Annotated in this window: 24 protein-coding genes; 4 read left to right on the plus strand and 20 right to left on the minus strand. The window is 67.5% G+C overall.

All coding sequences use genetic code 11. The features are described 5' to 3' along the window. Positions 1-8 precede the first annotated feature (8 nt). Positions 9-974 (minus strand): PDR/VanB family oxidoreductase, encoded by a 966-nt coding sequence (locus AC07OX_RS10435; protein WP_495260416.1) that lies wholly within the window; start codon positions 972-974, stop codon positions 9-11. Beyond that, a complete protein-coding gene (locus tag AC07OX_RS10440; protein WP_495260415.1) occupies positions 971-2,233 on the minus strand; it encodes a dienelactone hydrolase family protein in 1,263 nt (420 codons plus the stop codon). Before AC07OX_RS10440 ends, AC07OX_RS10435 begins: the two co-directional genes overlap by 4 nt. Before the next feature lie 186 nt (positions 2,234-2,419). On the opposite strand from AC07OX_RS10440, the gene AC07OX_RS10445 reads away from it, so the two are divergent. Continuing rightward, entirely contained in the window at positions 2,420-3,616 is a 1,197-nt protein-coding gene (locus tag AC07OX_RS10445) for an ABC transporter substrate-binding protein (RefSeq protein WP_495260414.1), read from the plus strand. A gap of 7 nt (positions 3,617-3,623) precedes the next feature. Here the strand turns inward: AC07OX_RS10445 and AC07OX_RS10450 are convergent, their stop codons facing one another. The 5 genes from AC07OX_RS10450 to AC07OX_RS10470 all read right to left on the minus strand — a co-directional run bounded on the left by AC07OX_RS10450 (position 3,624) and on the right by AC07OX_RS10470 (position 7,870). Next, positions 3,624-4,649 (minus strand): AraC family transcriptional regulator, encoded by a 1,026-nt coding sequence (locus AC07OX_RS10450; protein ID WP_495260413.1) that lies wholly within the window; start codon positions 4,647-4,649, stop codon positions 3,624-3,626. A gap of 148 nt (positions 4,650-4,797) precedes the next feature. Next, positions 4,798-5,517 carry an arsenical resistance protein ArsH gene (gene arsH / locus AC07OX_RS10455; protein ID WP_307637953.1) on the minus strand — a complete coding sequence of 240 codons (720 nt, stop codon included), beginning with the start codon at positions 5,515-5,517 and terminating at the stop codon, positions 4,798-4,800. After that, positions 5,501-5,932, minus strand: coding sequence for an arsenate reductase (glutaredoxin) (gene arsC, locus AC07OX_RS10460; RefSeq protein WP_495260412.1), 432 nt, complete (start codon positions 5,930-5,932; stop codon positions 5,501-5,503). Before arsC ends, arsH begins: the two co-directional genes overlap by 17 nt. Positions 5,933-5,962: 30 nt before the next feature. Next, complete coding sequence (locus tag AC07OX_RS10465; RefSeq protein WP_495260411.1) at positions 5,963-7,249, minus strand: arsenic transporter; 1,287 nt, start codon at positions 7,247-7,249, stop codon at positions 5,963-5,965. Positions 7,250-7,552: 303 nt separating this feature from the next. Then, entirely contained in the window at positions 7,553-7,870 is a 318-nt protein-coding gene (locus AC07OX_RS10470; RefSeq protein WP_159277621.1) for an ArsR/SmtB family transcription factor, read from the minus strand. Between the two features lie 168 nt (positions 7,871-8,038). On the opposite strand from AC07OX_RS10470, the gene AC07OX_RS10475 reads away from it, so the two are divergent. Further along, positions 8,039-8,767 (plus strand): alpha/beta fold hydrolase, encoded by a 729-nt coding sequence (locus AC07OX_RS10475; protein ID WP_495262780.1) that lies wholly within the window; start codon positions 8,039-8,041, stop codon positions 8,765-8,767. Positions 8,768-8,777: 10 nt separating this feature from the next. Here the strand turns inward: AC07OX_RS10475 and AC07OX_RS10480 are convergent, their stop codons facing one another. Genes AC07OX_RS10480 through AC07OX_RS10525 form a run of 10 tightly spaced genes read right to left on the minus strand, consistent with a single transcriptional unit; the run spans position 8,778 to position 15,922 of the window. After that, positions 8,778-9,401, minus strand: coding sequence for a 3'-5' exonuclease (locus tag AC07OX_RS10480; protein ID WP_489057505.1), 624 nt, complete (start codon positions 9,399-9,401; stop codon positions 8,778-8,780). After that, positions 9,398-9,784 carry a TfoX/Sxy family protein gene (locus tag AC07OX_RS10485; protein ID WP_495262781.1) on the minus strand — a complete coding sequence of 129 codons (387 nt, stop codon included), beginning with the start codon at positions 9,782-9,784 and terminating at the stop codon, positions 9,398-9,400. The genes AC07OX_RS10480 and AC07OX_RS10485 overlap by 4 nt, the downstream gene beginning before the upstream one ends. After that, positions 9,781-10,176: a VOC family protein gene (locus AC07OX_RS10490; RefSeq protein WP_495262782.1), complete on the minus strand. Its 396-nt coding sequence runs from the start codon at positions 10,174-10,176 to the stop codon at positions 9,781-9,783. Before AC07OX_RS10490 ends, AC07OX_RS10485 begins: the two co-directional genes overlap by 4 nt. Before the next feature lie 26 nt (positions 10,177-10,202). Further along, on the minus strand, positions 10,203-10,697 hold the full coding sequence (locus AC07OX_RS10495; protein WP_255221040.1) for a GNAT family N-acetyltransferase: 495 nt from the start codon (positions 10,695-10,697) through the stop codon (positions 10,203-10,205). Positions 10,698-10,743: 46 nt separating this feature from the next. Then, positions 10,744-11,622, minus strand: coding sequence for an S-formylglutathione hydrolase (fghA, locus tag AC07OX_RS10500; RefSeq protein ID WP_495262783.1), 879 nt, complete (start codon positions 11,620-11,622; stop codon positions 10,744-10,746). Continuing rightward, on the minus strand, positions 11,619-12,548 hold the full coding sequence (locus AC07OX_RS10505) for an alpha/beta fold hydrolase (RefSeq protein WP_495262784.1): 930 nt from the start codon (positions 12,546-12,548) through the stop codon (positions 11,619-11,621). Before AC07OX_RS10505 ends, fghA begins: the two co-directional genes overlap by 4 nt. A 19-nt stretch (positions 12,549-12,567) precedes the next feature. After that, complete coding sequence (locus tag AC07OX_RS10510) at positions 12,568-13,674, minus strand: S-(hydroxymethyl)glutathione dehydrogenase/class III alcohol dehydrogenase (RefSeq protein ID WP_070059685.1); 1,107 nt, start codon at positions 13,672-13,674, stop codon at positions 12,568-12,570. A 52-nt stretch (positions 13,675-13,726) separates the two neighbouring features. Beyond that, positions 13,727-14,377 carry a glutathione S-transferase family protein gene (locus AC07OX_RS10515; protein ID WP_487849295.1) on the minus strand — a complete coding sequence of 217 codons (651 nt, stop codon included), beginning with the start codon at positions 14,375-14,377 and terminating at the stop codon, positions 13,727-13,729. Continuing rightward, positions 14,374-15,219, minus strand: a complete 846-nt coding sequence (locus tag AC07OX_RS10520; protein ID WP_495262785.1) for an aromatic ring-hydroxylating dioxygenase subunit alpha — start codon at positions 15,217-15,219, stop codon at positions 14,374-14,376. The genes AC07OX_RS10515 and AC07OX_RS10520 overlap by 4 nt, the downstream gene beginning before the upstream one ends. A 19-nt stretch (positions 15,220-15,238) precedes the next feature. Continuing rightward, a complete protein-coding gene (locus AC07OX_RS10525) occupies positions 15,239-15,922 on the minus strand; it encodes a Rieske 2Fe-2S domain-containing protein (RefSeq protein WP_487849293.1) in 684 nt (227 codons plus the stop codon). Positions 15,923-16,092: 170 nt separating this feature from the next. On the opposite strand from AC07OX_RS10525, the gene AC07OX_RS10530 reads away from it, so the two are divergent. Both AC07OX_RS10530 and aroQ read left to right on the plus strand, forming a co-directional pair. Then, positions 16,093-17,088 carry a LysR family transcriptional regulator gene (locus AC07OX_RS10530; protein WP_487849292.1) on the plus strand — a complete coding sequence of 332 codons (996 nt, stop codon included), beginning with the start codon at positions 16,093-16,095 and terminating at the stop codon, positions 17,086-17,088. 46 nt (positions 17,089-17,134) lie between these two features. Next, on the plus strand, positions 17,135-17,575 hold the full coding sequence (aroQ, locus tag AC07OX_RS10535) for a type II 3-dehydroquinate dehydratase (protein ID WP_062470706.1): 441 nt from the start codon (positions 17,135-17,137) through the stop codon (positions 17,573-17,575). Positions 17,576-17,752: 177 nt separating this feature from the next. Here the strand turns inward: aroQ and AC07OX_RS10540 are convergent, their stop codons facing one another. From AC07OX_RS10540 to AC07OX_RS10550, 3 genes are all read right to left on the minus strand, one after another. After that, the gene (locus tag AC07OX_RS10540; RefSeq protein ID WP_223301264.1) at positions 17,753-19,327 is read right to left on the minus strand and encodes a SpoVR family protein; all 1,575 of its coding nucleotides are present in this window, start codon (positions 19,325-19,327) and stop codon (positions 17,753-17,755) included. Further along, a complete protein-coding gene (locus AC07OX_RS10545; RefSeq protein ID WP_139706458.1) occupies positions 19,324-20,616 on the minus strand; it encodes a YeaH/YhbH family protein in 1,293 nt (430 codons plus the stop codon). Before AC07OX_RS10545 ends, AC07OX_RS10540 begins: the two co-directional genes overlap by 4 nt. Before the next feature lie 81 nt (positions 20,617-20,697). Continuing rightward, positions 20,698-22,620, minus strand: coding sequence for a PrkA family serine protein kinase (locus AC07OX_RS10550; RefSeq protein WP_062470701.1), 1,923 nt, complete (start codon positions 22,618-22,620; stop codon positions 20,698-20,700). Positions 22,621-23,125 lie beyond the last annotated feature (505 nt).

Consider the following 23,125-nt stretch of genomic DNA (forward strand, 5'->3'; position numbering starts at 1 on the left):
AAACGTCATCAGATGTCGAGCACCAGGTGCGGCGTCTTGGCGCGCGACACGCAGGTGCACAAGGTCTTGCCGTCCGCCTTCTCGCGCGGACTGAGGTTGTGGTCGCGGTGGTCGGGCACGCCATCGACCACGTCCACCACGCACACGCCGCAGTCGCCCTGGCGGCAGTCGTACAGCGGGTCCAGGCCGGCGGCGATGAGCACGTCGAGCAGGCTCTGGTCGGGCGCCACGGTCAGCGTCTTGCCCGAGCGCAGCGTGCGCACCTCGAAGGGCGCGTCGCCTGCCTGCTCGATGGCGCCGGCGAAGAGTTCGAAGTGCACGTGGTCGTCGGGCCAGCCGAGTGCGCGGGCGGTGTCGACCACGGCCTGCACCATGCCGCGCGGGCCGCACACATGCAGGTGGCGACCGGGCACGGGCGCGGCCAGCAGCGCGCGCAGGTCGAGGCCGCGTGCCGGGTCGCCGCCGTCGTGCACCACGGTGCCACCGAGCGCGCGAACCTCGTGCAGGTAGGCCGTGGCTTCTTCGCTGCGCGTGGCGTAGACGAACTCGAAGGGGCGCGCTTCGACCGCGAGCGAGCGCGCCATGCACAGCAGCGGCGTGATGCCGATGCCGCCGGCAATGAGCAGCGGCGGCGCGCTGCCCGCGTGCAAGGCGAAGTCGTTGCGCGGTGCGTGCGCGGCCAGCGCGGTGCCCGGTTGCAGCGCGTGCATCCAGGCCGAGCCGCCCGCGCCCTGGGGCTCGCACAGCACCGCGATCTCGCAGCGGTCGGAGCCGTCGTGCGGCTTGGCGAGCGAGTAGGCACGCTGACCCGGGTGGCCGTTGGCCTGCACCACCTGCACGCCCAGGTGCGCACCCGGCGTGAACGGCGGCAGGGGCTCGCCGTTCGCAGAGCGCAGCACGAAGGCCTTGATGGCCGGCGTGAGCGGCGTGACCGCGTCCACGACCAGCGCCAGCATGTCGGCGGTGTGGCTCATCCCAGGGGCAGCGCCGGATCGGCGATGGTGAGGCCGGTCGATTTTTCCCAGCGCGGCATCAGCGTGTTCGACGGCTGTTTTTCGTCGACCAGCTTGCGCGCCGTCTCGGCGCCGGCCACCGGCAGGCCCTTCGGATCGAGCAGGCCGATCTGCACCAGCACGCTGGCCTGGTCCCAGTAGATGTGCTCGTGGTACAGCTTGTCGCCGCGGAACTTCACGATGGCCACGAGCGGAATCTCCACCGGCTTGCCGGTGGGCGCGATGCCCGGGAGCAGCCAGTCGATCTCGACCGTGTGGGTGAAGCTGAACAGCATCTCGTCCACGATCTGCGTGGCGCCCACGGTGCGCGAGATGGGCGTGAGCCGCGTGTCGGGCGGCGTGCTCGGAATGAAGTGGTGCTTGTAGAAGCGCGACAGCTCCTTGGCGCCCACGCCGCCGGTCATGGTCGGGATGTGGTTCACGTAGGGCTCGCTCACCATCGTGGCCATGGTGGCGACCACGTCGCGCGTGGCGAACTCGTACTCGCAGTGCTTGTCCCACAGGGCCGAGAGGTCGTACACCGGGCCGATCGCGTCCTTGAACAGCGCCATCGAGCGCTGGTGCGCCATGAGCGTGGAGGGCTTGTCGAAATGGTCGCCGCCGGTGCGCGCAAACGCATGGTCGACGCCGGGGTACACGTACATCTGCGCCTCGGGCTTGCCGGCGAAGGCTTTGAGCACCTGGGCGCGGGCCTCGGGCGGGCAGAACTGGTCGAGCTCCGCAAAGTGCAGGGCGATCGGGCATTTGATTTGCGGCACGAGGTCGAGCGCGCCTTCGATGCCCACGCCGTAGTAGCCCACGGCCGCGTCCACGCCCGAGTGCGCGGCGGCCAGGTAGGCCAGCTTGCCGCCGAGGCAGAAGCCCAGCGCGCCGACCTTGCCGGTGCAGGCCGGGTGCGCGCGCAGCGCCTTCACGCTCGCCGTGACGTCGGCCACGCCGGCGTCGATGTCGAACTTCTGGAAGAAGCCGAAGGCGCGCTGCCAGTCTTCGGGCGAGTAGCCCAGATCGACGCCGGGCTCCATGCGCCAGAACAGGTCGGGCGCGAGCACCACGTAGCCTTCCTGCGCATAGAGGTCGGCCACCTCGCGCACGTAGGCATTGACGCCGAAGATCTCCTGGCACAGCACGATGCCGGGGCCGCGCCCCGAGGCCGGCAAGGCCAGGTAGCCGCGAAAGGTCTGGGTGCCGTCGCCGGCCGGGATGTCGATGGTGTCGCTCATCGGTTCGTCTCTCGAAGTGGTGGGGTCGGCGGCGATTCTGTGGAGCGCATCGGGGCGTTGTCTGTCCATTTCGTGCAGCGGTTTCGGTCGCACGAAACGGATAGCGGGGCGCCGCCGCGGCACAGAGACTGCGCCCTGCATTTGCTGCCCCCCACGTTCAACGAACTCACCCCGAGGAGACCTTTCATGTCGCAGGCCACGCCCCGATCCGTCTTGTGCGCGCTCACCGTCCTGGTGGGCGCGCTGGCTTTACCCGCGCAGGCGCAGACCGCGCAGACCGTGAAGGTCGGTCTGGCGATGGACCTGTCCGGCCCCTTCGCCGTCGGCGGCGCCGAGGCCAAGGCCGGCTTCGCCGTGGCCATGAAGCAGCTGGGCGGCAAGCTCGGCGGCGTGCCGGTGGAGTTCGTCGAGGCTGACACGGCAGGCAACCCCGAGATGGCGCGCCAGGTGGTCGAGCGCATGCTGCTGCGCGACAAGATCGACCTGTTCACCGGGCCCGTCGGCTCGTCGGTCGCGTTGGCCGTCGGCCCGTCGCTCTTCGCTGCCAAGGTGCCCTACCTGTCGAGCAACACCGGCCCGAGCGACTATTCGGGCGCGCGCTGCAACCCGTACTTCTTCGGCGCCTCGTACCCGAACGACGCGTACTACGAGTCGGCCGGCAAGTTCGCGAGCGACAAGGGCTTCAAGAAGGTCGCGATGATCGCGCCCAGCTACCCCGGCGGCAAGGACGCCATCAACGGCTTCAAGCACACCTTCAAGGGCGCCGTGGGCGACGAGCTGTACACCAAGCTCGGGCAGCTCGACTACTCGGCCGAGCTGGCGCAGATCCGCGCCTCGAAGCCCGATGCGCTGTACTTCTTCCTGCCCGGCGCGATGGGCGTGAGCTTCATCAAGCAGTTCGTCGGCGCGGGGCTGTCGAAAGACGTGGCGCTGATCTCCACCGCCTTCTCGGCCGACGAGGACATGATCCCTGCCGTCGGCGAGCCGATGCTCGGCCTCTTCAACACCGCGCACTGGTCGTTCGACCTCGACAACCCGGCCAACCAGCGCTTCGTGGCCGCGTTCCGCCAGCAGAACAACGGGCGCAACCCGTCGTTCTATGCCGGCCAGGCCTACGACGTGCTCATGGCGATGGATGCGGCCGTGCGCGACGTCGGCGGCAAGGTGGCCGACAAGCCCGCGCTGCTCAAGGCGATCAAGGCGGCCAACTACAAGTCGGTGCGCGGCGATTTCCGCTACGGGCCGAACAACTTCCCGATCCAGAACTACTACCTGCGCGTGGTCGCCAAGGACGGCAGTGGGCGCATCGCCAACAAGGTGATCGGCACCGTGCTGGAGCGCTACCAGGACCGCACCGCTGTGCAGTGCGCGATGAAGTCCTGAGGCGTTGTCAGTGCCGCGCGGCGGGCAGCCGCGCGGGGTCGCGCGAGGTGTCGCGCGGCAGTTGCCCGAAGCGCTCGCGGTAGCAGGCGGCAAAGCGGCTCAGGTGCGAGAAGCCGCAGTTCAGCGCCACCTCGGTGACGCTGGCGCCGTCGTGCCGTGTCAGCAGTGCGTGCGCGGCATCGAGCCGCATGTTGCGCAGCACCTCGCCGGGCGACAGGTCGCGGTGGCGCTTGAAGAGCAGGGCGAGCCCGCGGCGCGTGACGCCCGCGGCCTGTGCCACGTCTTCGAGCGAGAGCAGCGAGTCGAGCCGCTCGCGCATGAATTCTTCGGCCCGGCGCAGTTGCCGCAGGCTGGTTTCCTCGGTGCCGCGCTGCGCGTCGGCATGCCGCTGCAGCACCGAGTTCGGCCGGTGGCACAGCAGGTAGAGCATGAGGTTGTCTTCGCAGTGCGCGAGCCAACGCGGGTCGTGACGCTCGAACTCCGTGGGCGGCAGCAGCGAAGCCAGGCTTGCCACCATGCGGCACCACTGCGTGCCCGCCGCGTCGTCCAGGCGCAGGGGCATGTCGAAATCGATCTCGCCCACGGTGTCACTGCCGCGCAGCGCGAAGGCATGGCGCGCGACCTCCTGCAGGCGGCTGAGCTCGATCTTCAGCATCAGCTGTTCGCAGTCGGCATGCCAGCGCAGGCGCACCGGCTTGTGGGCGGAAATGATGGCGCCCTGGCCGGGGTGGATCTGCAGCGTCTGTCCGCCGGTGTGGATGTCGGCGCGGCCGCGCAGCGGCATCTGCACCAGCACGAAGTTGCCGAGCGCGTCGGGCTCGATGTCGACGTCGCAGCCGTAGCGCAGGATGCACAGCGACAGTGCGCTCATCTCGGCGCGGCAGAAGATGGCATCGACATCGCCCGCGCCCCACGCGCTGCGGTGCGGCTTCAGTTCGCGCGCCACGCGCGCGTCTGTCTCTTCGGCCTCGCGCGAGCGGAAGACCTCGCGCCTGTACAGCGGGGACAGTTGCTGACTCGACCATGCGTCCATGGACACTCCTGCGGGGCCAAAGTGGGGGAAAGCGACGGAAACGGACGCTTTTTTCTACGCTGGAATCTACGTGGGTGCGCCGCGCGCCGCCATGGGAGTTGCCCGGGCAACGGGCGTCCCCGTTGCAAGAAGCTTGCCGGCCCTGTGTCTAAATGCTGCGCAGGTTGACCCGCTTGGACAGGGCCTCCGCGCTCTCGCGCCGCTCGCTGTAGCGATCGACCAGGTGGTCCGCGCAGTCGCGCGTGAGCAGCGTGAACTTCACCAGCTCTTCCATCACGTCGACCACGCGCTCGTAGTAGGGCGAGGGCTTCATGCGGCCCGCGTCGTCGAACTCGAGAAAGGCCTTGGCCACCGACGACTGGTTGGGGATGGTGATCATGCGCATCCACCGGCCCAGCACGCGCAGCTGGTTCACCGCGTTGAACGACTGCGAGCCGCCCGACACTTCCATCACCGCGAGCGTCTTGCCCTGCGTGGGCCGCACCGAGCCGACGGCCAGCGGAATCCAGTCGATCTGCGCCTTCATGATCCCGGTCATCGCGCCGTGGCGTTCGGGCGAGGTCCACACCATGCCCTCGGCCCACTGCGCGAGATCGCGCAGCTCCTGCACCTTCGGATGGTCTTCGGGTTCGCCGTCGGGCAGCGGCAGGCCGCGCGGGTCGTAGATGCGGGGCTCGGCGCCCATCGCGCGCAGCAGGCGCGCGGCCTCTTCGGTCAGCAGGCGGCTGTAGGAGCGCTCGCGCAGCGATCCGTACAGCAGCAGGATGCGTGGTGCATGCGTGGCGCGTTCGGCGGGCAGAAGCTCCTGCAGGCGGGGAACATGGAACGCATCGGCGTCGACGTGTGGCAGATCAGGGCTTGGCGACACGCTGGCCTTTCGCGTCGATCACGGCTTCGCCGTCTTCCTTGGCGAACGCGCCTTGCTGCGGCTTCGGCAGGATGTGGAGTACGGCCTCCGAAGGCCGGCACAGGCGCGTGCCGAGCGGCGTGACGACGATGGGGCGGTTGATGAGGATCGGGTGCTGCAGCATGAAGTCGATGAGCTGGTCGTCGTTCCACTTGGGATCGCCCAGGCCCAGCTCGTCGTACGGCGTGCCCTTCTGGCGCAGCACCTCGCGCACGGGCACGCCCATCGCCGCGATCAGCTGCGTGAGCATGGCGCGGTCGGGCGGGGTCTTCAGGTACTCGATGACGGTGGGCTCGTCGCCCGTGTTGCGGATCAGCGCGAGCACGTTGCGCGAGGTGCCGCAGGCGGGGTTGTGATAGATCGTGATGTCGCTCATGGCAAGCTCGTTGAGAGAAGAAAAAATGGGTCAGCCCAGGCTGAGCCGCAGCGCCAGCGCGGCGAGCGTCGCGGCCAGCACGGGCAGGGTCAGCACGATGCCGATGCGGAAGTAGTGGCCCCAGGTGATGGTCATGCCCTTCTTCGAGAGCACGTGCAGCCACAGCAGCGTGGCGAGGCTGCCGATGGGCGTGATCTTCGGGCCGAGGTCGCAGCCGATCACGTTGGCATAGACCATGGCCTCTTTCACGAGGCCCACCGCGCCCGAGGCCTCGATCGACAGCGCGCCGACCAGCACGGTCGGCATGTTGTTCATGACCGAGGAGAGCACCGCCGCGAGAAAGCCGGTGCCCATGGCCGCGCCCCAGACGCCGCCTTGCGCGAACAGGTTCAGCAGCGTGGCGATCTGGCCGGTGAGCCCCGCGTTGCGCAGCCCGTAGACCACGAGGTACATGCCCAGCGAGAAGACGACGATCTGCCAGGGCGCGCCGCGCAACACCTGGCGCGTGCCGATCACCGGGCCGCGCGCCGCCACCGCGAGCAGGATCACCGCGCCGAAGGCGGCCACGGCGCTCACCGGCACGCCCAGCGGCTCCAGGCCGAAGAAGCCCACGAGCAGCAGCGCGAGCACCACCCAGCCGGCGCGGAAGGTGTCGCGGTCGCGGATCGCATCGGCGGGATTCTTGAGGCGGGCCATGTCGTAGTGCGCGGGAATGTCGCGCCGGAAGCACCACAGCAGCACGCCCAGGCTCGCGAGCACGGCCGCGACGTTGACCGGCACCATCACCGAGGCGTACGCGTTGAAGCCGATGCCGAAGAAATCGGCCGACACGATGTTCACGAGGTTCGACACGATCAGCGGCAGGCTGGCCGTGTCGGCGATGAAACCCGCCGCCATGACGAAGGCCAGGGTGGTGGCCGGCGTGAAGCCGAGCGCCACGAGCATCGCCATCACGATGGGCGTGAGGATCAGCGCCGCGCCGTCGTTGGCAAAGAGGGCCGAGACCGCGGCGCCCAGCAGCACGATGAAGGCGAACAGCCGCCGGCCGTTGCCGCGTCCCCAGCGCGCCACGTGCAGCGCGGCCCACTCGAAGAAGCCGGCTTCGTCGAGCAGCAGGCTGATGAGGATGACCGCGATGAAGGTCGCGGTGGCGTTCCAGACGATGGCCCAGACGACGGGGATGTCGGTGAGCTGCACCACGCCGAAGAGCAGGGCGATGACGGCGCCCAGAGAGGCGCTCCAGCCGATGCCCAGGCCGCGTGGTTGCCAGATGACCAGCACGAGCGTGAAGATGAAGATGAGAAGGGCGGGGATCATGTTCTTCTGTTCAGGGCGTGTGCACAGGCCACCGGGTACTTCCCTCCGCGAATGTCCCCCGGCCTGCGGCCTCCTCCTTGATTTCGCTGCGGGAAGCACCCAGTGTCCTGCGCACGGGGACGCGCTGTTGGTGTTCGCCGATCAACGACTGCACTGCCCCATGCTCACGTCGATGGGGTGCCTTGCGCAGCGAAATCAAGGGGGAGGCCGCAGGCCGGAGGACATTCGCGGAGCAAGGTGCCCCGTCGGCGGGAGCACGCCAGAGCGCACGCACGCTGCGTGCAACAGCACAAGCTTTCATGGTCAGCAGTCGCAGGTGGTCGCGGGAAGGCAGGCTTCCCCCTGGCAGCAGTTCTCGGTGAGGTAGCCGAGCAGGCCGTTCATCCGCTCGAACGACGCGCGGTAGATGAGGTTGCGCCCCTGGCGCTCCTGCGAGACCAGGCTCGCGTTCACCAGCTCCTTGAGGTGAAAGGACAGCCCCGTCGCCGGTACTGCCAGCGCTTCGGTCAGCGCACCCGGCGTCAGCCCGTCGGGCCCCGCCACCACCAAGGCGCGGAACACCCGCAGGCGCACGGGTTGCGCGAGTGCGCCCAAGGCGCGGACCACATCGTTTTCTTCCATTATTCAAGTATCTTTGAATTATTGAATTGAGGCAACCCACGGCACAGAAAGACCGGTGGCACGAATCGGCCATCGCCCTGGCAGGCAACGGCCATCCGCGATGCAGCGCTTTTTCTACAGTCGCCCTCGGTCCATTCCCCAATGACGCATCCAACGAAGGAGACACTCATGTCCGATACCTATGTTCTGGTTCACGGCGCCTGGCACACCGGCGCTGAAATGGAGGCCGTGGCCGACGGCCTGCGCGCGGCCGGCCACACCGTGCATTGCCCCACCGTGGCAGGCAACAACCCCGGCGACGACCGCGCGGGCACCGGCCTGGCCGACGCCATCGCCTCGGTGGTCCGCTTCATCGAGGGCAAGGACCTCACGCAGGTGCGGCTCGTGGGCCACAGCTACGGCGGCATGGTGATCTCGGGCGTGGCCGACCGCATCGCGGCGCGGCTGCGGCGGCTGGTCTACATCAACGCCTTCGTGCCGCTCCACGGCGAAGCGCTCAACGACATGGTGCCGCCGCATTACGTGACCATGTTCGACGCGGTGGCTGCGGCCAACCACAACGCGGTGATGCTGCCCTTCGAGATCTGGCGCGAGGCCTTCATCAACGACGCCGACCTCGCGCTGGCGCAGTCCGCCTACGACAAGCTCAACCCGCACCCGTACCGCACCTTCACCGACAAGATCCAGCTGAAGCAGCCGCTGGCGGCGCTGGTGCTGGGCAAGTCTTACGTCAACTGCCAGCAGGACACGGCGCTGCCGCACAGCCTGCCGTGGCATCCGCGACTGTCGGAGCGGCTGGGGTTGTTCCGGCTCGTGGAGTGCCCGGGCAGTCACGAGATGTTCTTCTCGAACCCGCAGCGGCTGGCGCAGGCGATTCTCGAAGCGGGGCGCGACTGAGGGCGGAGGTTCAGTCGTTCGGAAAGAGCGCGTCGAACACGCGCAGCGACGCATAGGCGTCGTTGGCCGCGTAGCGGATCTGCGACTCGGTGAGCTGCTTGTGCGCCCAGTTCGACGTGGTCGCCTTGCGCGACTTGGCGAAGCGGCGGTTGAACATCAGCGCCACCGCCGTCTTCACGCCCACCGAGCGGCGGTAGCCGCGCCGGCGGAACTCGTCGTCGATGTCGAACACGGCCTGTGGCGCAATCGCCAGCCGCAGGCGAATCAGCGACAGGTCGCTCGAAAGGCCGAAGCCGACCTTGCGCAGTTCGGTGGACGCGAGCAGGCCCGCGACCACGGGGTTGCATTCGTCGCGGTGCAGCTGGAACAGCCAGGCCGTGTCGCGCGTGGCGAACTGCACGACGTGCGGGCCGGTCGACACTTCGTTCTTCGCGAAGGTGGGGCGCGACTCGGTGTCGAAGCCCGCCACGCCGGCGTCGAGCAATTCGTCGGCGGCGCGCTCGGCTTCGGCGAGCGAGCTGACGACCACGATGTCTTTCAGGTCGAGGCTGTCGAAGGGGTCGAGCAGCGCGATCTGTTCGCGCTCGGGAAGCGGGGGGAGCCGGTGGCCGTGGTTGTTGTTCTGGTCGTTCACCGGGTCTTCGCTTTCGCGGCCTTGGGGGTTGTCTTGGGTTTGGGTTTCTTCGGCTTCGGCGGCTGGCCCGAGCGCAGCGCGGCTTCGTAGGCCAGGCGGCCCCAGCGCGCGGCTTCCTCGCGGTCTTCGAACAGGTCGGCCGGCGCCAGGCGGTACGACATCGGCATTTCCTTGCCTTCGCGCACGTAGGTGAAGGGCGGCAGGTGGAGTGCGTCGAAGTGCGCGGCGCTGCCGGCATCGGACTTGAGGTACAGCGTGTCCTTGGCGACGAGCGCGATCATGCGGCCCTCGTGCCACACGCCGTGGCCGCCGAACATGCGGCGGGTCTCGATGCGGCCGAGGCGTTCGAAGGTCTCGTGCAGGCTTTGAACAAAGACGCTCATGACGTGATCTCGATGCGGTTGCCGTCCGGGTCGAGCACCACGCTCTCGTAGTAGCCGTCGCCGGTGCGGCGCGGGCCGTCGAGCAATGGATAGCCGTCGGCCTTCAGCCGCTGCGTGAGCGCATCGACCTCGGCGTCGGAGCCGACCGAGATCGCCAGGTGCGTCCAGCCCATGCGCTGCGCGCCGGCCTCGGCGACCACGGGCGAGAGGGTGCTCGTGGTCATGGCCTCGATGCGCGCGCCATCGCCCAGGCTCAGGAAGCACGAGGCGAAGCCCTTGGCCGGGTTGACGTAGCCGGCGCCGGCGGTGGCGCCGAAGTAGTCGACGTAGAAGCGCTTGCAGCATTCGAGGTCGGTGGTCCAGAGGGCGATGTGATCGATGCGGATGCGCATGGGGCAGGAAGGAAGTGCGGAGGGTGTCAGCCCGTGCGCCAGGGCGCGCGGCTGGGCGACCAATGGTAGGCGATGCGTTCGCGCCCGCTGCCGGGGTGGCGGTCGACCACGCCGCGCACGAGGCCGTAGCGTTCGTAGAAGCGCTGCGCCTCGGTGTTGGTGACGGCCACGTGCAGCCGCCAGCCGTGCGGCATGCGCACGCAGGCCTCGTCGAGCAGCGCCTTGCCCAGGCCCTGGCTGCGCAGGTGCGGCTCGACGAACAGCTGGGCCACGTACTCGCGCGCCGTGAGCAGCACCATGAAGGCCAGCACCTGGCCGTCGCGCTCGGCCAGCACCACGTCGGCGGGCGGGATGAATTCGGTCTGCACGCGCCGCAGCCAGTGGCCGATGGGCTCGACGTGGACGGCGCTGCGGTTGGCCGACACCCAGGCGCGGCGCCAGATGCCCGCGAGCACCATGTTCTCCTCGGCGCCGCCATCGCGCGAGCGCAACTGGAAGGCAGGAATCTGGGCGGCGGACATGCGGACCATGATAGCCACGCCGGGTGCGAACCGCACCCCTTTGTAGTCAGGCGTTCAGCGTCTGCGCATGGTGCGCGATGTGGTCGGCCATGAAGCTCTGGATGAAGTAGTAGCCGTGGTCGTAGCCCGCGTGGCGGCGCAGCGTGAGCGGCTGGCCGGCGGCGAAGCAGGCGGCCTCGAAGACTTCGGGGTGCAGCTGCTCGGCCAGGAATTTGTCGGCCAGGCCCTGGTCGATGAGGATGCCCTGCGGATAGGGCGCCACGGTCTGCGATTGCATCAGCGCGCTGGCGTCGTGCGCGAGCCACTGCGCGCGGTCGTCGCCGGGCTCGCCCAGGTAGCCGGCGAAGGCCTTCTGGCCCCACGGGCACTGGGTGGGCGCGCAGATCGGCGCGAAGGCCGAGAGCGACTTGAAGCGCCCGGGATGCCGCAGCGCCAACGTGAGCGCGCCGTGGCCGCCCATCGAGTGGCCGAAGATGCCGATGCGCTCGCCGTCAACCGGAAAGTGGCGGGCCACCAGCGGCAGCAGCTCGTGGACGATCCAGCTTTCCATGCGCCAGTGCGTGGCCCAGGGCTCGGCGGTGGCGTCGAGGTAGAAGCCGGCACCGATGCCGAAGTCCCAGCTGTCTTTCGCGCCCGGCAGGCTTTCGGGTTCGGCGCCGCGCGGGCTGGTGTCGGGCGCGATGAGCGCAACGCCCAGGCTCGCGGCCATGCGCTGTGCGCCGGCCTTCACCGCGAAGGTCTCTTCGTTGCAGGTCAGGCCCGCAAGGTAGAGCAGGGCGGGCACGCGCGTGTGCGCGGCCTGCGGCGGCAGGTAGACCGAGAAGCGCATCGGCAGGCCGATCTCGTGCGAGCGGTGCTCGACGAAGCGCTGCACGCCGCCGAAGGCGTGGTGTTCGGAAAGAAGGGTGGGGGCGGTGTCGGTCATGAAGAAGAAGTCGTCTGGTCGCGCAGCGCGGGCACGAGTTCAAGCACGGCGTCGGCGAAGGTGCGCGGTGCTTCCTGCGGCAGGTTGTGGCCTGCGCCGGGCACGAGGCGGTGCGAACGCGGTCCGCTGAAGCGGTGCGCATGGGCCGAGGCATCGGCGGGCGGTCGCACGCCGTCGTCGATGCCGTCGAAGGTGATGGCGGGCACGGTGATCGTCGGCTGCGCGGCAAGGCGGCGTTCGATGTCGGCACAGGCCGGGTCGCCGGGCACGAGGCCGAAGCGGTGGCGGTACGAATGGATCACCACGTCCACGAAGTCGGGGTGGTCGAAGGCGGCGGCGCTGCGATCGAAGGTGGCGTCGTCGAAGCGCCAGGTCGGCGACCACAACTGCCACAGCAGCTTCGTGAGGGCCTTGCGGTCCTTCGCAAGACCGGCGCGGCCGCGTTCGCTGTGGAAGTAGTACTGGTACCAGAGGCTGTGCTCGTTGGCGGCCGTGTCCGGCTCCATCGCCTTGGCGATGTTCTGGATGTTGTAGCTGTTGAGCGAGACCAGCCCCGCGCAGCGTTCGGGCCACAGCGCCGCCACGACGCAGGCGGCGCGGCCGCCCCAGTCGTAGCCGGCGAGCACGGCACGCTCGATCTTCAGCGCGTCGAGCAGCGCGAGCAGGTCGGCGCCGAAGGCCGCCTGTTCGCCCGAGCGCGGCGTGGCCTCGCTCAGGAAGCGCGTGGCGCCGTAGCCGCGCATGTACGGCACGATCACGCGGCAGCCTTGCGCGGCCAGCATCGGCGCGACTTCGGCGTAAGTGTGAATGTCGTATGGAAAGCCGTGCATCAGCAGCACGGGCGGGCCATCGGCCGGGCCGGCCTCGTAATAGGCGATCTCGAGGACGCCCGCTTCTATCTTGCGCAGGGGTTCCATGCGGTTCATGGCGGGCGCCTCCTCGGGCTCAGTACAGGACCACGCCGCGGATCGATTCGCCGCGCTTCATGAGGTCGAAGCCCTTGTTGATGTCTTCGAGTGGCATGGTGTGCGTGATCAGGTCGTCGATGTTGATCTTGCCTTCCATGTACCAGTCGACGATCTTCGGCACGTCGGTGCGCCCGCGCGCGCCGCCGAAGGCCGAGCCTTCCCACTTGCGGCCCGTGACCAGCTGGAACGGGCGCGTGCTGATCTCGGCGCCGGCCTCGGCCACGCCGATGATGATGCTGCGGCCCCAGCCCTTGTGCGTGCATTCGAGCGCCTGGCGCATCACCTGCGTGTTGCCGATGCACTCGAAGCTGTAGTCGGCGCCGCCGTCGGTCAGCTGCACGATGGCGTCGACCACGTTCTCGGTGGTCTTGGGGTTGATGAAGTGGGTCATGCCGAACTGGCGGGCCATGGCCTCGCGCTCGGGGTTCAGGTCGACGCCGATGATCTTGTCGGCGCCCACCATCTTGGCGCCCTGGATCACGTTCAGGCCGATGCCGCCCAGGCCGAACACCACGACGTTGGCGCCGGCTTCGACCTTGGCCGTGAAGATCACCGCGCCGATGCCGGTGGTGACGCCGCAGCCGATGTAGCAGACCTTGTCGAAGGGCGCGTCCTCGCGGATCTTGGCCAGCGAGATCTCGGGTGCGACCGTGTAGTTGCTGAAGGTGCTCGTGCCCATGTAGTGGAAGATGGGCTTGCCGTCGAGGCTGAAGCGGCTGGTGGCGTCGGGCATGAGGCCCTTGCCCTGCGTGCCGCGGATCAGCTGGCACAGGTTGGTCTTGCGGCTCAGGCAGAACTTGCACTGGCGGCATTCGGGCGTGTACAGCGGAATGACGTGGTCGCCCTTTTTCAGGGTGGTGACGCCGGGGCCGACGTCGACCACGATGCCCGCGCCTTCATGGCCCAGGATGGCGGGGAAGATGCCTTCGGGGTCGGCGCCCGAGAGCGTGTAGTAGTCGGTGTGGCAGATGCCGGTGGCCTTGATCTCGACCAGCACTTCACCGAATTTCGGACCTTGGAGGTCCACGGTTTCGATGGTCAGGGGTTGGCCTGCTTGCCAGGCGACGGCGGCTTTGGTTTTCATGGGATTCGGTTCTTCAGAGAGCGGAAGGGGACAAGGATACTCAGGCGAGCCTTCAGGCGGGGCCAGCCGGGAAGATACCCGACATGCCCACAAAGCCCGGCAGGTGACGAAAGTCCCAGACCCAGCGGCGCAGCGCGGGAAACTCGTCGAGCGAGATGCCGCCTTCACCCGCCAGCGCCACGTACGGGAAGCAGGCGAGGTCGGCAATGGTCGGCTCGGGCGCCGCCACGAGCCAGCGCAGGCCGGTGGCGGCGTGCTGCTCGGCCAGATGGTCGTCGAGCACACGGAAGGCCGCGCGCGCACCGCGCCGGCAGGCCCCGATGTCCAGGTGCGTGTAGCCCAGCGCGTCGTGCAGCCGGGCGGCCGAGGCGGTGCGCGTGATCTCGTCGGCCATGGCGAGCCACATCGCGACCTGGCCGCGCAGCTTCGGGTCGGCGGGGTACCAGCGGCACTGCGCATCGTCGTAGCGGCTCGCGAGGTAGACGAGGATGGCCTGCGCGTCGCGCAGCATGAAGCCTTCGTCGTCGATCACCGGGAGCTGGCCGAGCGGGTTGATGGTGGCAAGGAACATGGCGGACTTGTGCTCGCGCCCCGGATGGAAATCGACCGGCACGCTCGCGTGGTCCACGCCGAGCCACAGCAGCATCTGCCGCACCTTGAAGCAGTTGCCCGAGAGCGGGTAGTCGTAGAGTTTGACGGTCATGCGGCGGCCCTCGCGGTGCCGAAGCGCATGCCGCGCTCGCGCAGCCAGCGGCGGTAGGTGACGGAGGTGGTGTCGCCGCGCGTGGGCGTCTCGGCGCGGCCTTCGAGCGGCATGCGCTTGAAGGCGTGGTTCTCCAGGATCGGCTTGTCCTGCCCGAAGATGGTGTGCTGGAAGGCGATGAGCTCGGCGTCGCTCGACACGTCGTCGAAGTAGGCCAGCAGCGTGTGGGCGATGACGTGCTCGTCGTCCACCGGCTGCAGGAAGAGGCCGATGGCGTCGAGCCTGTCGGGCCGGTGGCTCGACTTGTAGAGCATGGCCGAGAAGGGCTGCATCACGCGGTACTTGTAGAACACCTCGCTGCCCGTGTCATGGGCGGCGGAGGCGCGCGGTTGCCAGAAGCGGCAGTCGGTGGCCCAGATCTCGTCGGTGGCGGCGTCGACCTCGACGTTGTACTTCGCCACTTCGGTGTGCGGCACCTTGCCGAGGTAGTCGGGGTGCACGAAGGGAAAGTGCGCCATGTCCAGGAAGTTCTCGATCACGCGCAGGCCCGACACGGCCACGCCGAGCCCGCCGCAATCGACGATGCGGCGGCCGGGTTCGTCGTATTCGGGGAAGGCGAACAGCGGGCGCGCCGGGCGGCCGCTGGGGCAGACCCAGAGGAAGCCGTAGCGCGACTGCACGGTCAGCGTGTCGGCGCCGAGCCGGGCGTGCGGTGTGCCGTCGGCGTCGGTGTGCAGGTGCAGGGTTTCGCCGAGCAGCCGCGCCGTGCGCGGCAAGCCGCTGGCGGGGCCGACGACGAGCCAGTCGTCGAGCATGTTGGGATCGTCGGTGACGAAGGGCATGTTGCTTCTTTCTTCTTGTTCAGGGCGATGCAGCGGCTTCGATGTCGCCGCGCAGCTGGCGCGCCGCGCGGTGCACACGGACCATCGCGTCGGAGCCGGGGGCAGCGTCGGTCCACAGGTGCAGGAAGCTCAGCTGCGGTTGGGCGTCGAGCAGCAGGGCGGCGACGGGCGACTCGCCCAGCGTGCCTTGCCATGCATCGGGCGTTCCCGTCGATGCGAAGCCATGCGGCGCCAGCGCAGCGCGCACCTCGGACGCAGCCACGCGCAGCGTCAGCGTGCGGGCGAGGTGCCAGCCGGCGGGAACGGCGTCGGCCAGTTCGGGCGGCGCCTCTGCGCCGTCGGCCGCGAGGCGCACCCACAGCATGCCCGCGGCATCCGCCGTGGTGAACACCTTCGCGCAGACGTTGCGCGGCGCGGGCATGGCCGGGTGCGCCGGGATGCGCACGCAGGCGCCGCTGCCGGCCTCGTACTGCCAGCCGTGGTAGGCGCAGGCCAGGCGGTCGCCGCCGGTCACCTGGCCGAGCGTGAAGCGCACGCTGCGGTGCGGACAGCGGTTCTCCCAGGCCTGCGGCGAGCCATCGGCCGCGCGCCACAGCGCGAGCTCCTGGCCTTGCGCAAAGCCGGCGACGATGTTGGCGCCGGCGCGCACCTCGGCGGAGGGGGCGACGGGGTGCCAAGCCTGTGATGCGGCGGAAGGATTCATGGGTCTTGATCGTGGGGCAGCGGGAAAGGGCGCCGCGAATCGGCATAGCATCGGCCATGCCCTTGTCGGCGGTGCCGCCTACCGTAGCGTGTCCGCCGCACCGATGAAAGCCCCATGCCAAGACGCTCCTTTTCATTCCTGCAACGACGGCCCGCGCGGCGGTGGTGCCCATGACGGCCGGGCGCATCGATCTCGCACTGGTCGAGGCCTTCGTGCTCGTGATGAAGAGCGGCAGCCTCACCAAGGCCGAGAGCCTGTCGGGCGTGTCGAAGGCAACGCTGAGCCGGCAGCTCACGCGGCTGGAGGAACTGCTGGGCGCCCAGCTGTTGCTGCGCAGCTCGCGCCGCATTGCGCCCACGGAGGCCGGGCGTGCGTTCTTCGCACGCTGCGAGGGGCTGCTCGGCGAGGTGAGCGGCCGGCTGGAAACGGCACGCACCGAGGTGCAGGAGCTCACGGGCGGGGTGTCGGGGCGGCTCACGCTGCTGTCGGACACGCAGTTCAGCACCTCCTTCGTCTGCCATGTGGTGCGGATCTTTCTCGAATCGCACCCGAACGTGCGCTGCCAGCTCGACGTGGCGAACGGCGCGCAGGCCCCGCGGATCGGCGAGGTCGACTGCTATGTGGGCTCGGCGCCGCCCGACCTGCCGGACCTGGTCGCCAAGCTGCTGGGCCGGCTGGCCTACGGCCTGTACGCCAGCCCGCAGTACCTGGCGCGGCACTGCACGCCGCACACGCCCGAGGCGCTGGCGCAGCACCGGATGATCGCGATGCGTGAGCCGTCGGGGCCGCCGTCGCCGCTGCGGCTGGTGTCGCAGCAGGCCTCGGGGCGCCATGTGGTGCGCACGGAGCCGGCCTTCGAGACCAACGACCACTGGGTGATGAAGACCTTCTGCATCGACGGCCTGGGCATTGCGCCGCTGCCGGTGTTCTTCGCCGGGCCCGAGGTGGCGCAGGGCGTGCTGGTGCCGGTGCTGCCGCAGTGGCCGCCGGAGGCGCGGCGGCTGTACTGCGCCTACCAGCGGCAGCGCTACATGGGGCAGAAGCTGCGCGCGTTCGTCGACTTGATGGCGCGCTGCGTGGCGGACATCGGGTCGTACAACCACTACGTGGGGTCGACGGCGGCGTCGTCACCTGCACGGCGGGCGCGGTCGGCGGCGCGCCCATAATCTTGGCCATCTGCCGGTATCCGGTTGCTTCCTTCACCGATCCATCATGAAGAAAATCCTCGTCCTCAACGGCCCCAACCTCAACCTGCTCGGCACGCGCGAGCCCGAACAGTACGGCCGCGACACGCTCGCCGACGTCGAACGCCTGTGCAAGGAAACGGGCGCGAAACTCGGCGTGGAGATCGAATGCCGCCAGTCGAATCACGAAGGCGTGCTGATCGACTGGGTCCAGGAGGCGGGCCGCGAAGTGGCCGCCGGCAACATGCTGGGCGTGGTGATGAACCCGGGCGCCTACACCCACACGTCGATCGCGCTGCACGACGCCATCAAGGGCGCGAGCGTGCCGCTGATCGAGCTGCACATCTCGAACGTGCATGCGCGTGAGGAGTTCCGCCACCACTCGTACATCTCGCCTGCGGCGCGCGGGATCATCGTGGGGCTGGGGGTGAAGGGCTACACGCTGGCGATTGCTGCGCTGGTTCCTTGAGGTTGCTTTTGGGGGCGCGTGCGCAGGACACCGGGTACTTCCCTCCGCGAATGTCCCCCGCCTTCGGCTCCTCCTTGATTTCGCTGCGGGAAGCACCCGGTGCCCTGCGCACGAGGGCACGCTCTGCTGGGGTGAACGGCTGCTGATCAGCAGCCGCTCTCTTTGTATCGCAGCGTCTCAGTAGGTCTGCTTGGGTGCGGCAGCTTTCCAGCTGCGGCTGACCCGGCCTGCGCTGTCGACGCTTTCCAGGTGCACGTCGAAGCCCCAGAGCCTTGCGACGTGCTTCAGCACCTCTTCGGCGTTGTCGTTCAGCGGCAGGTTGTTGCGCTGCGTATGGCGCAGCGTGAGCGAGCGGTCGCCGCGCGTGGCCACGCTCCAGACCTGGATGTCGGGCTCGCGGTTGCCGATGTCGTACTGGCGTGACAGCGACTCGCGCAGCGCCTGGTAGCCGCTGTCGTCGTGGATGGCCGACACCTCGAGTTCCGATTCGCTCTGGTAGTCGCGGATCGAGAACAGGCGGAAATCGCGCATCGTCTTCGGGCTGAGGAACTGGCCGACGAAGCTCTCGTCCTTGAAGTTGCGCATCGCGTAGTCGAGCGTCTTGACCCAGTCGGTGCCCGCGAAGTCGGGGAACCAGCGGCGGTCTTCGTCGGTCGGCTTTTCGCAGACGCGGCGCAGGTCGGTGAACATCTTGAAGCCCAGCGCATAGGGGTTGATGCCGCTGTAGGCGCGGTGGCCCACGGGTGGCTGGAACACCACGCTGGTGTGCGAGCTGAGCCATTCCATCATAAAGCCGTCGTCCAGCTGGCCGCGGTCGTACATGGTGTTGAGCAGCGTGTAGTGCCAGAAGGTGGCCCAGCCTTCGTTCATGACCTGGGTTTGGCGCTGCGGGTAGAAGTACTGCGCGATCTTGCGCACGATGCGCACCACCTCGCGCTGCCACGGCTCGAGCAGGGCGGCGTTCTTCTCGATGAAATAGAGCAGGTTCTCCTGCGGCTCGGGCGGAAAGCGGCGCGCGGCTTCGGACTCGGCGGCCTGTTCGCTCTTGCGCGGCAGCGTGCGCCACAGGTCGTTCACCTGCTGCTGCATGTGGCGCTCGCGGTCGGTGCGCTGCGCGCTCTCTTGCGCCAGCGAACGCTTCTGCGGACGGCGGTAGCGGTCGACGCCGTAGTTCATGAGCGCGTGGCAGGAGTCGAGCAGGTCTTCTACCGCGTCGAGGCCGTGGCGTTCCTCGCACTCGGCGATGTAGTGCCGCGCATAGACGAGGTAGTCGATGATCGACGACGCGTCGGTCCACATGCGGAACAGGTAGTTGCCCTTGAAGAAGCTGTTGTGGCCGTAGGCCGCGTGCGCGATCACCAGGGCCTGCATGGCCATGGTGTTTTCTTCCATGAGGTAGGCAATGCACGGATCGGAGTTGATGACGATCTCGTAGGCCAGCCCCATGTGGCCGCGCTTGTAGTTCTTCTCGGTGGAAATGAACTGCTTGCCGTACGACCAGTGCCTGTAGATCATGGGCATGCCCACGCTGGCGTAGGCGTCCATCATCTGCTCGGCCGTGATCACCTCGAGCTGGTTCGGGTAGGTGTCCAGGCCGAAGCTCCTCGCCGTCTTGGCGATCTCGGTGTGGTACGTCTCGATGAGCTCGAAGGTCCAGTCGGACGGGCTGGGCAGGCGCTCGAGGCGGGAGGTGGGCAAGTCGGTGCTGCGCGGCAGGACAGGGGCCCCGGGAGGGCGTTCGGTGGTGATCATGTGGGCACCCCTTCCTTCTTGAACAGGTCGCGGAACACCGGGTAGATGTCCTGCGCGTCCGATACCTTGCGCATGGCGAAGTTGGGCGCCACGCCTTCGAGCTGCTGGTATTCCTGCCACAGGTTCTGCTCGGTCTCGGCCACCTGCACGTAGGCGTAGTAGCGCACCACGGGCAGGATGTTGTCGACCAGCAGTTCGCGGCAGCGGCCGCTGTCCTGGTGCCAGTTGTCGCCGTCGCTGGCCTGGGCCCCGTACACGTTCCATTCGCCGCTGGCGTAGCGGGCCTTGACGATCTCGTCCATGAGCACCAGCGCGCTCGACACCACCGTGCCGCCGGTCTCGGTGGCGTGGAAGAACTCTTCTTCGGTCACTTCCTGCGCCTGCGTGTGGTGGCGCAGGAACACGAGGTCGATGCGCTCGTAGTGCCGCGTGAGAAACAGGTACAGCAGCATGAAGAAGCGCTTGGCCATGTCCTTGCGCGCCTCGTCCATCGAGCCCGACACGTCCATGAGGCAGAACATCACGGCCTTGGCGCTGGGCACGGGCGTCTTCACGCGGTTGCGGTAGCGCAGGTCGATCGGGTCGATGTAGGGCACGTGCCGCATGGTGCGGCGCAGCTCGGCGATGAGGTCCTCGGTCTCGCGGATTTCCTTCTGGATCAGTGCGGTCTCGACCTGTGGATGCGCTTTCAGGACCAGAAGGTGCGCCTCCAGGCGCTTGAGCTCCTTGCGCGGTTCGCCGCCCAGCGCAATGCGCCGCGCCAGCGCGCCGCGCATGGAGCGCACCACGTGCAGGTTGTTGGGCGAGCCGTCGCTGGTGAAGCCGGCGCGGTGGCTCTTCCACTCGGGCACTTCGGCGATCTGGGTGCGCACGAGGTGGGGCAGCGCGAGGTCGTCGAAGAAGACGCGCATGAACTCCTCGCGCGTGAGGCGGAAGACGAAGTCGTCCTCGCCTTCGCCGCTGTCGCTGGCCTCGCCGCTGCCCGAGCCACCGCCGCCCTGGCCCTCGGGGCGCGCGATGCGGTCGCCCTTGAGGTATTCCTGGTTGCCGGGGTGCACGTACTCGCGGTCGCCGCCGCGCGCATGGCCGAACACCGGCTCGGAGACATCGTGGCGCGGCAGGGTCACGTCTTCGCCTTGCTCCAGCTCGCGGATGTTGCGCCCGCTGACCGCGCGCCGCACCGCCTCCTGGATCTGGCCCTTGTAGCGCCGAAGGAAGCGCTCGCGGTTGCCGATGGACTTGTTCTTGCCCGAGAGCCGGCGATCGATGATCTGCTGCAGGATGGCCACGATGTTTTCAAAGCTCCTTGCAAAACGGTGGGTGGTGCGCTGGTTAGGTCCTGCGCACGCGCCCGTTGTTCCCGCTGTCCGCTATGAACTCTTGCGCACCCGCAGGTACCACTCGCACAGAAGCCGGACCTGCTTGGCGGTGTAGCCCTTCTCGACCATGCGGGTCACGAAGTCCTCGTGCTTCTTCTGTTCGTCGGCGCTGCTCTTGGTATTGAAACTGATCACCGGCAGCAGCTCTTCGGTGTTGGAGAACATCTTCTTCTCGATCACCGCGCGCAGCTTCTCGTAGCTGGTCCACGCCGGGTTGCGCCCCGCGTTGCCAGCCCGCGCACGCAGCACGAAGTTGACGATCTCGTTGCGGAAGTCCTTCGGGTTGCCGATGCCGGCGGGCCGCTCGATCTTCTCGAGCTCGCCGTTGAGCGAGGCCCGGTCGAACACTTCGCCGGTGTCCACGTCGCGGAACTCCTGGTCTTGAATCCAGTAGTCGGCGTAGGTCACGTAGCGGTCGAAGATGTTCTGGCCGTACTCGCTGTAGCTTTCCAGGTAGGCGGTCTGGATTTCCTTGCCGATGAACTCGGCATAGCGCGGTGCCAGCAGCTCCTTGATGTAGCTGATGTACTTCTGCTCGGTTTCCGGCGGAAACTGCTCGCGCTCGATCTGCTGCTCGAGCACATACATCAGGTGCACCGGGTTGGCGGCCACCTCGGTGCTGTCGAAGTTGAACACCTTGGAGATGATCTTGAAGGCGAAGCGCGTGGAGACGCCGCTCATGCCTTCGTCGACGCCCGCGTAGTCGCGGTACTCCTGGATCGACTTGGCCTTGGGGTCGGTGTCCTTGAGGTTCTCGCCGTCGTACACCTGCATCTTGCTGAAGGTGCTGGAGTTCTCGGGCTCCTTCAGGCGCGTGAGCACAGACAGCTGCGCCATCATGCGCAAGGTGCCGGGCGCGCACGGGGCCTTGGCCAGCGAGGAGTTGCGCACCAGCTTCTCGTAGATCTTGATCTCTTCGGAGGCGCGCAGGCAGTACGGCACCTTGACGATGTAGATCCGGTCGAGGAAAGCCTCGTTGTTCTTGTTGTTGCGGAACGCCTTCCACTCGCTCTCGTTGCTGTGGGCCAGCACGATGCCGTCGAAGGGAATGGCGCCGAAGCCTTCGGTGCCCTTGAAGTTGCTTTCCTGCGTGGCCGTGAGCAGCGGGTGCAGCACCTTGATGGGCGCCTTGAACATTTCCACGAACTCGAGCAGGCCCTGGTTCGCCAGGCACAGGCCGCCGGAGTAGGCGTACGCGTCGGGGTCGTCCTGGGCGTAGGTTTCGAGCTTGCGGATGTCGACCTTGCCGACCAGGGAAGAGATGTCCTGGTTGTTCTCGTCGCCCGGCTCGGTCTTGGCGACCGCGATCTGGCGCAGCACCGAGGGGTAGCGCTTGACCACCTTGAACTGGCGAATGTCGCCGCCGTACTCCTCGAGCCGCTTCACGGCCCAGGGCGACAGGATGCGGTTCAGGTAGCGCACGGGGATGCCGTACTCTTTTTCGAGGATCTCGCCGTCTTCGAGGGTGTCGAAGAGCCCGAGGGGCGATTCGTTCACCGGGGAGCCGTGGATCGCATAGAAGGGCACGTGCTCCATGAGCTGCTTCAGGCGCTCCGCGATCGAGCTCTTGCCGCCGCCGACGGGCCCCAGCAGGTAAAGGATTTGCTTCTTTTCTTCCAGGCCCTGCGCGGCGTGGCGGAAATAGGACACCACCTGCTCGATGGCATCTTCCATGCCATAGAACTCCTTGAACGCCGGATAGATCTTGATGACCTTGTTCGCGAAGATCCGCGAAAGACGGGGGTCATTGCGGGTATCTACCAGTTCCGGCTCGCCAATGGCCTGGAGCATTCGTTCGGAGGCCGTTGCATATGCCGTCGGATCGCGTTTGCAGATATCCAGATATTCCTGCAGCGAGAGAACTTCCTCGCGGGTGCGTTCGTAGCGGGCTGCAAAGTTGCTGATCACGTCCATGGTCGCGCCTCCTTCAGGTCGGCGGGGCTTTTGACCCCGATGCCTACAGCCAGAGACTGCGTCGCTCCTCTTGGAAGAGGGGCCCCGCCCATGGCCGTATGCCGTGGAAAACTCCCTTACACACTATCTACACAATCGGTTCAATCAGCATAAAGCAAAGAATGAACCGGGCAAATGTTTTATTTATTCTGAACCCCTCTGCCGAGTAAAGTTCCTCGGAAAACAAGGAACTTCTATTCGTGTTTCTGTTAAATTGAAAAGCTCGCGCTCGCGTAATTGTCCCCGGATGAAATGACTATGCCGAATGGCTATCGTCCTCATTGAAATTCTGTGGCGAACACCTTTCCTAATTGAACCCGGGTTCAATAAAGCCGATGCCTTTCAGCAATAACGCGCGACCTGTCGTTTGGTTTATTGCATATCCAAAAAAACATTAAAGCAATCCCCGCGCCACTCCTGTGGCGAGTGGCTGGCGCATGGCAACGTGGGAAGACAACGCGGGCGC

This window comes from Variovorax sp. GW821-FHT09D07, from assembly GCF_059416345.1.